13 protein-coding genes are annotated in these 11,677 nt (G+C 46.7%); 4 read left to right on the top strand and 9 right to left on the bottom strand.

Annotated elements, in window-relative coordinates:
• Nucleotides 1-105 precede the first annotated feature (105 nt).
• From F0U83_RS09685 to leuC, 5 genes are all read right to left on the bottom strand, one after another.
• The gene (locus F0U83_RS09685) at nt 106-1,128 is read right to left on the bottom strand and encodes an aspartate-semialdehyde dehydrogenase (RefSeq protein WP_138987721.1); all 1,023 of its coding nucleotides are present in this window, start codon (nt 1,126-1,128) and stop codon (nt 106-108) included.
• Between the two features lie 64 nt (nt 1,129-1,192).
• Nucleotides 1,193-2,308, bottom strand: coding sequence for an aspartate-semialdehyde dehydrogenase (gene asd / locus F0U83_RS09690; RefSeq protein ID WP_138987720.1), 1,116 nt, complete (start codon nt 2,306-2,308; stop codon nt 1,193-1,195).
• A gap of 107 nt (nt 2,309-2,415) precedes the next feature.
• A complete protein-coding gene (gene leuB, locus F0U83_RS09695; RefSeq protein ID WP_138987719.1) occupies nt 2,416-3,498 on the bottom strand; it encodes a 3-isopropylmalate dehydrogenase in 1,083 nt (360 codons plus the stop codon).
• Nucleotides 3,499-3,526: 28 nt separating this feature from the next.
• A complete protein-coding gene (gene leuD / locus F0U83_RS09700; protein WP_138987718.1) occupies nt 3,527-4,174 on the bottom strand; it encodes a 3-isopropylmalate dehydratase small subunit in 648 nt (215 codons plus the stop codon).
• 14 nt (nt 4,175-4,188) lie between these two features.
• Nucleotides 4,189-5,610: a 3-isopropylmalate dehydratase large subunit gene (leuC, locus tag F0U83_RS09705; protein ID WP_138987717.1), complete on the bottom strand. Its 1,422-nt coding sequence runs from the start codon at nt 5,608-5,610 to the stop codon at nt 4,189-4,191.
• A gap of 216 nt (nt 5,611-5,826) precedes the next feature.
• On the opposite strand from leuC, the gene F0U83_RS09710 reads away from it, so the two are divergent.
• Nucleotides 5,827-6,096 carry a hypothetical protein gene (locus F0U83_RS09710; RefSeq protein ID WP_138987716.1) on the top strand — a complete coding sequence of 90 codons (270 nt, stop codon included), beginning with the start codon at nt 5,827-5,829 and terminating at the stop codon, nt 6,094-6,096.
• Between the two features lie 5 nt (nt 6,097-6,101).
• Here the strand turns inward: F0U83_RS09710 and hisA are convergent, their stop codons facing one another.
• The 4 genes from hisA to F0U83_RS09730 form a co-directional block, all read right to left on the bottom strand.
• On the bottom strand, nt 6,102-6,857 hold the full coding sequence (gene hisA, locus F0U83_RS09715; RefSeq protein WP_138987715.1) for a phosphoribosylformimino-5-aminoimidazole carboxamide ribotide isomerase: 756 nt from the start codon (nt 6,855-6,857) through the stop codon (nt 6,102-6,104).
• Between the two features lie 71 nt (nt 6,858-6,928).
• Complete coding sequence (gene dnaQ, locus F0U83_RS09720) at nt 6,929-7,651, bottom strand: DNA polymerase III subunit epsilon (RefSeq protein ID WP_138987714.1); 723 nt, start codon at nt 7,649-7,651, stop codon at nt 6,929-6,931.
• 14 nt (nt 7,652-7,665) lie between these two features.
• Nucleotides 7,666-8,103 (bottom strand): ribonuclease HI, encoded by a 438-nt coding sequence (rnhA, locus tag F0U83_RS09725; RefSeq protein ID WP_246077758.1) that lies wholly within the window; start codon nt 8,101-8,103, stop codon nt 7,666-7,668.
• A complete protein-coding gene (locus tag F0U83_RS09730; protein WP_138987712.1) occupies nt 8,090-8,866 on the bottom strand; it encodes a class I SAM-dependent methyltransferase in 777 nt (258 codons plus the stop codon). Before F0U83_RS09730 ends, rnhA begins: the two co-directional genes overlap by 14 nt.
• A 98-nt stretch (nt 8,867-8,964) precedes the next feature.
• Here F0U83_RS09730 and gloB point away from each other — a divergent pair, with 98 nt between their 5' ends.
• From gloB to F0U83_RS09745, 3 genes are all read left to right on the top strand, one after another.
• Nucleotides 8,965-9,738, top strand: a complete 774-nt coding sequence (gene gloB, locus F0U83_RS09735; protein ID WP_138987711.1) for a hydroxyacylglutathione hydrolase — start codon at nt 8,965-8,967, stop codon at nt 9,736-9,738.
• A gap of 72 nt (nt 9,739-9,810) precedes the next feature.
• Nucleotides 9,811-11,367 carry a lytic transglycosylase gene (locus tag F0U83_RS09740; RefSeq protein ID WP_138987710.1) on the top strand — a complete coding sequence of 519 codons (1,557 nt, stop codon included), beginning with the start codon at nt 9,811-9,813 and terminating at the stop codon, nt 11,365-11,367.
• A 20-nt stretch (nt 11,368-11,387) separates the two neighbouring features.
• Nucleotides 11,388-11,636 (top strand): hypothetical protein, encoded by a 249-nt coding sequence (locus F0U83_RS09745; RefSeq protein WP_138987709.1) that lies wholly within the window; start codon nt 11,388-11,390, stop codon nt 11,634-11,636.
• Nucleotides 11,637-11,677: the final 41 nt, after the last annotated feature.

Below are 11,677 nucleotides of genomic sequence, written 5' to 3' on the forward strand. Positions count from 1 at the left end.
TGCCGGTCTGAATTATGCTCAAAGTATTATGTATAAAGTACCAGCGGGTCAAGAAACTGAACCAACAGATAGCATATTAAGTCATAATTTTATTAATTTTTGCGTTTAAATATAGTTTTTCAGAGCGATCTCTGCCACCTGAACAGCATTTAAAGCTGCCCCTTTGCGGATATTATCAGTAGATAACCACAAAGATATCGCCTGCCGCTCACCTAAATCTTCTCGAATACGACTCACAAAAACAGCATCCTGACCCGCAGCTTCAGTAACCGGCGTAGCAAAATCTGATTCACCCGAATCATTTAGCAGATCAATACCTTCGGCTTGTGCTAATAAGCTTTTGGTTTCGTCAGCGCTGATATACGCTTTCGTTTCAGCACAAAGTGACACACTCGTCCCAAAAAACACAGGTACGGTAACACAAGTAGCATCAACCGAAACGGCATCGTCCTGTAAAACCTTTTGAATTTCCCACTGAATTCTCATCTCCTCCAGAGTGTAACCATTTTCCAGTACATCTCCCATTTTAGGAATTACATTGAAAGCTATTTGTTTAGTAAAACATTGTGGATCAATTTCTCGCGCATTGAGTAAGTTCGCCGTTTGCTTAGCCAACGCCTCAACACCCTGCTTTCCTACGCCCGATACAGGCTGATAGGTAGATAAGCTTACCCGATCAAGACCTACTTCATTATGAATCGGAGCCAGCGCCGTTAACACCTGTATCACTTGGCTACCCGGGCAGCTAATCATATTGCGCATACCATAGTCGGCGATTGACTCAGGGTTTACCTCTGGAACCACAAGCGGCACATCCGGCTCTAAACGAAATGCAGAAGAGCAGTCTATCACCAAGCACCCTGCGTCCGCCGCTATGGGTGCGAATTCAAGCGATACGTCCGCATCCACCGCAAAGAAGGCAACATCTACTGCACTGAAGTCAAAATCTCTTAAAACGCGCACTTTAAGGTGTCGATCAGAAAACTCCATCGAATTACCAGCACTACGCTCGCTGGCAAGCAGATGCAATTCACCCACGGGAAATGCTCGACTCGCGATGAAGTTGAGTATCGCTTCACCAACCAAACCGGTAGCCCCAACAATCGCTACATTAACTACTCTGTCCATTACCATCCCAAAACAAAACAGCCCGAGCAATGTCGGGCTATAAAAAGACAATTAAAAAAGCGAATTAAGCTTCTTCAATAAGAATCCGAAGCATGCGTCGTAGCGGCTCAGCAGCGCCCCACAACAACTGATCGCCCACACTGAACGCATTCAGATACTGGCTGCCCAGATTCATTTTACGTAGACGCCCAACAGGTACACTCAACGTGCCTGTCACTTTCGCAGGCGTTAATTCAGCGGCGGTTATGTCACGCTGATTTGGAATGACCTTAACCCAATCATTCGCTTCTGCGATCATGGATTCAATTTCATCCATTGGAATATTCTGCTTCAGCTTGATAGTGAATGCCTGACTATGGCAGCGCATCGCACCAATACGCACACAGGTACCATCGATAGGTACAGGGCTATCTGAGCGTCCTAGTATTTTGTTGGTTTCAACAAAACCCTTCCACTCTTCTTTACTTTGGCCGTTATCCAGCGCAACATCGATCCAAGGAATCAAACTACCCGCCAAAGGCACACCAAAGTTATCCACTGGCATATCGCTACTGCGAATCGTAGCAGCGACCTGCTTGTCGATATCTAAGATAGCACCATTGACATCTAGTTGATCAGACACCGAATTATGAATGATGCCCATTTGGCTGATCAATTCACGCATATGGCGAGCACCGCCACCAGAAGCCGCCTGATAAGTCATAGAGGTCAACCATTCGATATGGCCCGCCTTAAACAGCCCCCCTAGTCCCATCAACATTAACGATACTGTGCAGTTGCCACCGATAAAGTTTTTAACACCGGATGCCAATCCTTTATCGATAACATGGCGGTTAACAGGATCAAGAATAATGATGCTATCGTCAGCCATTCGCAAAGAAGAGGCTGCATCAATCCAATAACCGTTCCAGCCGGATTCGCGGAGCTTCGAGAATACCTCTTTCGTGTAGTCACCACCTTGACAGGAAATAATAGCGTCCATCGTCTTCAGCTCATCAATATTCAGAGCATCTTTCAATGGAGGAATGTCCTTACCAATATTTGGACCCGCTTCGCCAACCTGAGAAGTGGTAAAGAAGACAGGCTCTTCGATGTGATCAAAATCCCGCTCTTCCATCATGCGTTGCATCAGCACAGAACCAACCATTCCGCGCCAACCGACAAAACCTACACGTTTCATTGGTATCCCCAATATAAAAAATAACTTAGTGTGTCATATACAGAAAAGCCGACCTTAATAAAGGCCGACCCAGTTACCATTATGCACGCTTTTTAAACAGACTTAAATCAGCCTTTCAGCGCAGCCACAACGGCATCGCCCATCTCTGATGTACTAACCTGCGCCATCCCTTCGGACATAATATCAGCGGTACGCAAGTTCTGATCCAAGACCTGACTTACCGCCGCCTCGATACGATCTGCCGTGGCACCAGAATCGAGCGAATAACGTAGCATCATCGCTGCCGAGAGAATTGTCGCCAGTGGATTCGCCTTACCCTGACCAGCAATATCCGGTGCTGAGCCATGGCAAGGCTCATACATGCCTTTACCGTTAACGTCCAGCGATGCCGAAGGCAGCATACCGATAGAACCTGTCAGCATAGCCGCCGCATCAGATAAGATATCACCAAACATGTTACCTGTTACCATAACGTCAAACTGCTTAGGTGCACGCACTAACTGCATCGCTGCGTTATCTACATACATATGGCTCAGCTCAACATCAGGGTAATCTTTAGCAACCTCCTCCATGACCTCCCGCCACAACACGGTTACTTCTAGCACATTGGCCTTATCGACAGAGCACAACTTTTTATTACGTGCTCTAGCAGCTTCAAAAGCGACACGGCCAATACGGCGAATCTCGTTTTCATCGTAAACATAGGTGTTATAACCTTCACGAATACCACCCTCTTTTACACGTACTCCACGAGGCTGGCCGAAGTAGATACCACCCGTCAATTCACGCACGATAAGGATATCCAACCCCGAAACAACCTCAGGTTTTAGCGTTGATGCATGTGCCAGCTGCGGGTACAAAATGGCAGGGCGTAAGTTACCAAACAACCCAAGATTAGAGCGAATACCCAATAAACCTTTCTCAGGACGGATCTGAAAATCAGGATTTGTATCCCATTTAGGACCGCCTACCGCGCCAAGCAGAATAGCATCCGCCGCTTTTGCCGCTTCAAGTGTTGTTTCTGGCAAAGGGACGCCCTCAGCGTCTATCGCTGCACCACCCACCAGAGCCTCAGAGAACTCAAGACCTAAACTATCCTGCTCATTCACCAACTCCAGCACGCGACGTGCTTGGGTTACGATTTCAGGACCGATGCCGTCACCCGGCAGAATCAGAACATTTTTACTCATTTTCTATCACCTTAATTCAAAACTGCCGTTATTTAATAGCGTCGAACAACCATGGAGTTTCCTGGCGACGGCGTGCCTCGTAAGCCTTAATCTCATCAGCCTGCTGCAGCGTTAATCCAATATCATCCAAACCATTTAGCAAGCAATGCCTGCGAAAATTATCCACTTCAAAAGTCATCTCATTACCTTTTGGAGTGATGACCACTTGGCGCTCTAGGTCAACGGTCAGCAGGTAGCCTTCCTCAGACTCTACTTCGTTAAACAACTGATCCACTTGGGGCTCCGTCAACACAATCGGAAGCAAACCATTTTTAAAGCAGTTATTGTAGAAGATATCTGCAAAGCTCGGCGCTATAACACAACGAATACCAAAATCATCCAACGCCCATGGTGCATGTTCACGACTGGAGCCACAGCCAAAATTCTCACGGGCAAGCAAAATTTTTGTGCCTTTATAGCGAGACTGATTAAGCACGAAGGACTCATTTAAAGGACGACCCGTACAATCCTGATCCGGCTGCCCTTCATCTAAATACCGCAGCTCATCAAACAAGTTAGGACCAAATCCCGAACGTTTGATAGACTTCAAAAACTGTTTAGGAATAATCATATCCGTATCAACATTGGCACGATCTAACGGCGCAGCGATACCGGTTAACTGTGTAAACTTTTTCATCTTTGCTACACCCTTTAGTTAGCCATTAATTCACGTACATCAACGAAGTGGCCTGTCACCGCAGCAGCTGCGGCCATAGCAGGGCTCACTAAATGTGTACGCCCTCCGAACCCCTGACGGCCTTCAAAGTTGCGATTACTGGTCGATGCGCAATGTTCGCCATTCCCCAATTTATCTGGATTCATCGCCAAGCACATCGAGCAACCTGGCTCTCGCCACTCAAGGCCCGCTTCGATAAAGATTTTGTCCAATCCTTCAGCTTCGGCCTGAGCTTTTACCAAACCAGAACCTGGAACAACCAACGCCTGTTTTATAGTCGACGCTACTTTACGCCCCTTAACAACCGCCGCGGCAGCTCGCATATCTTCTATTCGAGAGTTGGTGCAAGACCCAATAAATACACGATCTAACTGGATATCTGTGATTTTTTGATCAGCCTTCAACCCCATATATTGCAAGGCACGACGAATACCGTCTGCTTTAACAGGGTCCGACTCTTTCTCTGGGTTAGGTACAGTCGCCAAGACATCGACAACCATCTCTGGCGAGGTTCCCCAAGTAACCTGCGGAATAATATCTTCCGCTTTTATTTCAACTACTTTATCGAACTGCGCATCCGCATCAGAAACCAGCGTTTTCCAATTAGCAACAGCCGCTTCCCATTGATCATCTGTTGGCGAGAAAGGACGTCCTTTAAAGTAGTCAATGGTTGCCTGATCAACCGCTACTAAACCCACACGCGCACCTGCTTCAATCGCCATGTTACAGATGGTCATACGGCCTTCCATGGAGATACTCGACATTGCCGTACCGCCAAACTCAATGGCATAGCCTGTGCCACCCGCTGTACCAATTACGCCGATTATATGCAGCACCACATCTTTAGCGGTGACACCCTCGCCCAGCTCACCATCAACCCGGACCAACATGTTTTTCATTTTTTTAGCGATCAAACACTGCGTAGCTAAAACATGCTCAACTTCTGACGTGCCGATACCATGAGCTAATGCACCAAAAGCACCGTGCGTAGAGGTATGGGAATCCCCACAAACCACCGTAGAACCAGGTAGGGTCATACCTTGTTCTGGGCCAACCACATGAACGATACCTTGACGAGTATCATTCATTTTAAATTCAACGATGCCAAAATCATCACAGTTTTCGTCAAGGGTTTTAACCTGAATACGCGAAACCGGATCAACAATCTGATCAACACCACCAGAACGCTCTGTCGTCGGTACGTTATGATCTGGCGTCGCCAGATTCGCATCGATACGCCACGGCTTACGGCCGGTCAAACGGAGCCCTTCAAAAGCCTGCGGTGAAGTTACTTCGTGAAGAATCTGACGGTCGATATAAATTAATGCACTACCATCTTCATTCTGGCGAACCAAGTGCTGATCCCACAATTTGTCGTATAAAGTTTTACCAGCCATCGTGCCTGCTCCTGTCTTATCTATCGACATGACGCTAACTACGTCACTTTGTTATAGCGCTATAGTAATAAGCCAAATTAAATTATACAAATTCATAATTTTTATAGTTTTAATTCCCATAAGGAATAGATAGAAAAACTGCTTTATATCAAGGAGATTACAGAACCAACCACTAAAATGTCGGCAAGCACTGATTGTTCGGGATACAAATCGCTTATGAAGCCAGATACTTCCACCGCTATGCATCAGTTGATTGAGCAAGTTAGAGACAGCATTCCTTTTAGTATGCCCGTTAGCGATCTCTGCTCTGGAATCTGCAATGGCTGCTCAAAAAAGCTGATAGACTACCTTGATATGGAACTTGTGGACTGGGAGCAACGCCTTGACGCAGGCGAGCTCCCTAAACTGGGCGATATTAACCGGCTGGCAAAAACCAGCTGGAAAATCTATCGAGTATTACAGAAGAATCAATTGATACCTGAATAGGCTACTTAACGCTGATTCCAGTGGATGCACTCTTTGAGGGTCACCCCCTCGCCACCAAAAATATCCAGTGCACTACCGATAGTTAAATCGACTTTGCCCGCAGATAACTGATTAACCAGCTTCAAATCATCAAGACATCGAGCACCGCCCGCATACGTGACAGGTATCGTACAGATCTCACCCAGCAACGCCACCAGCTCTTGATCGATCCCTGCCTGCAGCCCTTCAACATCGGCTGCATGAATTAAAAACTCCGCACAGTGATGTTCCAACTCATTTAACGTCGCTTGGTTAATCACCGTATCAGTAATCGTTTGCCAGCGATCCGTGGCTATTTGCCAGCCTTTATCTGTTCGGCGACAGCTCAAATCCAGTACTAATCGTTCAGCACTCGTTTCCTTTTTAATCGACTCTAATTTTTCAAAGGAAAAGCGCCCACCATCAAACAAATAAGACGTAACAATGACATGAGAAGCACCCGCCTCCAAAAAGGCCGATGCATTTTCATGGTTGACGCCACCACCAAACTGCAAACCACCCGGCCACGTTTTTAGCGCCAAAAGTGCTTGTTCTTGATTCCCAGGGCCAAGCGCTATTACGTGCCCTCCTGTTAACCCCTGTTCTCGATAAATATTTGCGTAATAAGCCGCGTCATGGGCACTAACGAAGTTAGTCGTTGCACCTTGTTCATTCAGGCTACCGCCCACAATTTGTTTTACCTGCCCTTGGTGCAAATCTATACAAGGTCGAAACTTAGTCACATTACTATCCTAAAACTAAAAAACGGCTTTCCAGTGAACATCGGCTGCTCTGTAACCTGATCAATACAGCGCTAGTCTGCTTCACTCATCTCTTGCGATCTCCATAAGCAACTGCCGCCAGATTTCTTATCCAAGAGGTCCAGAAATTGCTCATGGCTAGATATTTCTTCTGGTGTTGCGCTTAGCACTTTCAAAGCGAGCGCCTCTTCCCCAACACGCTTAAAGGTTGCCTCTCCATTTTGTTCTGCCTCATCATGCTCACCCAGCATCAAAGTGGTTTGACCACCCGTTAAAGCCAGATAAACATCCGCCAGAATCTCGGAGTCAAGCAAAGCGCCGTGTAGTTCTCGGTGGGAGTTATCGATGCCATAGCGCTTACAGAGCGCATCTAGATTGTTTTTTTGGCCTGGGTGTTTTCTTCGAGCTAACAACAGCGAGTCGGTCACTGTGCATATGTCACGCATGCGCACGTCATAGCCATTGCGACTCAATTCCGCATCCAAGAACCCTATATCAAACGCGGCATTATGAATAATCAGCTCGGCGCCGCGGACAAAATCAAGAAACGCGTCCGCCACCTCTTTAAATTTCGGCTCATTCTCCAGTGCTTCATTGGTAATCCCATGGACAGAGATCGCCTCTTCATCAATCAAACGATCGGGCTTTATATATTGATGATAGGTTTGTCCGGTGAGCCGACGACGCTCCATCTCCACACAACCAATCTCAATAATGTTATGACCATCTTTCCATTCCAGACCTGTGGTTTCAGTATCTAGGATTATCTGTCTCATTGCTTTTCTCAGTTTTACTTCAATACGTCTTCAACACCACGGTTTGCGAGCGCATCGGCCAGCTCGTTTTCCGCATGTCCACTATGACCTTTTACCCAACGCCACTCAACATTATGCTGGGCCGTTAAATGGTCGAGCTGCTGCCACAAATCTGCATTCTTCACTGGCTGTTTAGCAGCCGTTTTCCAGCCGTTTTTACGCCACCCATGAATCCACTCGGTAATACCTTTTCTTACATATTGGGAATCGGTCGTTAACACAACATCACAGGAGCGTTTGAGCGCTTCCAACCCTTTGATCGCTGCCATCAGCTCCATACGATTATTCGTTGTTTCCGCCTCACCACCCCATAATTCCTTTTGTGTATCACCATAGCGCATCAATGCTCCCCACCCACCTGGGCCTGGGTTACCTTTGCAGGCACCATCTGTAAAGATTTCAACGGGTTTCACGGGCATGTCCTCGGGCAGCCGGTTCTGCTACCGGTAAACGAATAAACTGTCTTGACCTTCGCTTCTCTTGAATACGGGTCATGCCGCCCACCTCTTTACGCACTAAGATCGCATTAAAGGCACCTGCTCCCGGAAGAGACTTTCGACCAAAAGGCTGCAAGATAGAGAAGCGCTTTCTCCAGCTGGTTGACTCATACGGGGGAAGAAAATAATCACTCATTGATCTTAATTCAGTCAGCTCCAACAGATGAATCCAATCTTGCAGGCGATGATGACTAATAAAGTGTGCCTTTTGCCAGATGGACCGAAAGCGCTCACGCGTCATTAATCGGGATACGCCCCATAGTGATGCTGGATTAAAATTGATAATCAGGAGATGGCCACCAGGGCGTAAAACCCGTGCTGCCTCCCTCAAAACTTGATGGGGGCTCGACGTGTAGTCTAGCGCATGGTGCAGCAGTACGACATCAACACTATTGGTTTCTACAGGTAGCTCAGAGCTAAGTGCCACGATGCTGCTTTGAGGCATACCCAGCATTAACGAATGATATAGAATGACTTTATGCGGTACATCACTCTGCGAGGTGAGATCCAGCAATGGATCAATACCCACCTGAAGTAAATGACAGCCATATAGACCTGGCAGCAATCGATCAATCATGCGTTGCTCAGCCTCTAGCAGCTCACTGCCTAAACCTTCAGAAAACCAAGCACGTAGCTCATCCGAAAGAGACTCGATCGATTGCTGATTACGAAAATCCATGCAAAACCTGTTTCAAGACACACAATAACAAAGGCACATGTTAACAGTCACAGGCCTTTAGGGTAATCTCCCCTGAACAAAAAAGATGAGGCCTTGCTATGTTTACTGTCACCCCGATACCTGCATTCAATGACAATTACATCTGGATGCTCAGTACGCCAGATCAAGAGCAAGTTGTTGTTGTCGACCCTGGCGACGCATCAAAAGTTCTTGAAGTATTAGAAAGAGATAAGCGTAGACTGCAAGCGATCCTGATTACACATCATCATAACGATCACACCGGCGGCGTTGCCGAGCTGTTATCGCACTTCAACATCCCTGTATATGGACCAAAAAACTCCCCCTTCAATGGAATTACTCACCCTTTGAGCGACGGAGATAACATTTCGGTACTAGGGCATAATCTGTTGGTTCGTGAGATTCCAGGACACACGCTAGACCATATCTGCTATTTATCTCAACTTCAGACCCACCAGCTTTTTTGTGGTGACACGCTCTTTCTAGCAGGCTGTGGCAGGCTGTTTGAAGGATCACCCAAACAGATGTTAGCCGCGATGCAGCTGTTTAAAACACTGCCTGCATCGACAGAGGTCTATTGCACCCACGAGTACTCAATGGCGAATTTAGCCTTTGCACTAGCAGTAGAGCCACATAACACTGAAATACAAAAAGTAACGCTAAACTGCCAACAACTGCGAGACAACAATCAGCCAACCCTCCCTACCTCTATAGGACAAGAGTGCACCATCAATCCCTTTATGAGGACCGAATTCAGCGATGTAATTTCGGCTGCAGAACAGCATGCAAAACGCTCTATTGAGAACGAAATCGATACTTTTACGATCATTCGAGAATGGAAGAATCAGTTCTGATTAACGCTAATATTTGACCGGGAGAGCAGGGCTGGTAAAATCCCTGCTTTTTAAGATGCAGGACTTTACAGTATGCGCAGTCGTTTACTCCTCACACCTTTGCTCGTCTCGGCCTTATTAACCGGCTGTCAGACAGTAACTACAAAGGAAAACACTGCCACTATTGACACTACGCACCCTGTCCCAAAGCCTAAAACTCAGGCCACCACAGCTGAATCCAAGCAAGCACCAAATTCCTCTAGCAAAGTTAAACAGCCCGCCAGCAATAATCTTTGGGATATTACGAGAGATCATTTCACACTGAATGACGAAGCGCAGCACGATGCGGTCACTATTCAGATCAACTGGTATAAAAAATACCCGCGGCATATGCGTCGAGTTACCGAAAATGCGAGCCGATATTATCACTATGTATTAAATGAAGTACTCAAAAGGGACTTACCTGCTGAAATTGCCCTATTGCCTGCAGTGGAGAGCATGTATGATCCCGATGCCTACTCATCAGGACATGCCGTTGGTATATGGCAATTTATTCCCAGTACCGCAAAATATTTAGGTATCAAACGCAGCCAATGGTATGACGGTCGAAAAGACATCATTGACTCAACAAAAACCGCACTCGACTACCTAGAGAAGTTAAATCAACGATTTGACGGTGACTGGCTGCTAACATTTGCGGCCTATAATGCTGGGGGCGGGACGATTTCAAAAGCGATGCGGAAAAATCGTGAGGCAGGCTTACCAACGGATTACTGGTCTTTATCACTACCTAAAGAAACACGACTCTATGTCCCTCGTATATTAGCGCTGGCCTCCTTTGTACGCACGCCCGAAGCCTTTGACATGCACCTGCCAGCCATTCCTAATGAGCCATATTTTAAAGTAGTCACCACCAGCCAGCAGCTCAGCATTCCTGAAGCAGCCAAACTTGCGAAAACGCGAAGAGCGGAACTTGAACTGCTTAATCCCGGCTTATTAGAGCTGATGACTGACCCAACAGGGCCCCATCGTTTACTGATTCCTGCCAAAAAATCCGAAACCTTTAAACTGGCTTTACTAGAAAAGCCCGTTCACTCCCCAACTCAGTGGGTACGTTATAAAGTGCGGACTGGGGACTCATTAAGCGCATTAGCGGCACGCTTTGGAACCAAGGTAAAGGATATTCAAGAAGCCAACGAAATGACATCCAGCCATTTACGTGTTGGTAAGTCGTTGCTCATACCAGAAACAACTTCCCTTGCCAAAACAGACTTAGCCGCTCCATCCAATCTAGCAGCCTCCACAACAGAGATCTCTCAATACCGCGTTAAACAAGGTGATACCTTATGGCGGATCGCCAACCAGTATGGCATTGCTGTAGCAACACTGGCCAGATGGAATAATATGCAACCAGCAGACCCTATTAAAATAGGAGAACAGTTAAGAATAGGTGAACTGCCCAGCTTAGCCCGTGACGAAGCTGATGCACTGCGCCGAATTGGCTATCGCGTACAAAGTGGTGACTCTTTGTCGGTTATTGCAGATCGCTACAACATTCGGGTTGCAGATATTCGCGAGTGGAATAATCTTTCGGGTAACAACATGATTAAAGCGGGACAACAACTGACACTCTTTATCGACGAAGGCTAAGCCTTCCAGAGGCAAAATCTATGGACGCTTTAGATATTGGCATCATTATTATCGCAACGGCGGCAGCCGTACTGTTTAAAGTGATTCTGTTCAAACGCATAAGACACTGGATGGATCAGGACTTAATCAAAGGTTTAGCAAACAATGATTCGACAAAGCACCAGTTTCTATTAAAAGAGCACCAACGCTTGCTCGACAACAAAACACCTCGAAAAGAGTTACACGACAGGCTGACCCTAGCCGCTCAGAACTATTCAGCAGAACAATAATCCAACCGAAACAGTGGTATTCACAAGATGTCACTGTTATA

The organism is Neptunomonas concharum, from assembly GCF_008630635.1.
In the GTDB taxonomy this organism is placed as follows: Bacteria; Pseudomonadota; Gammaproteobacteria; order Pseudomonadales; family Balneatricaceae; genus Neptunomonas; species Neptunomonas concharum.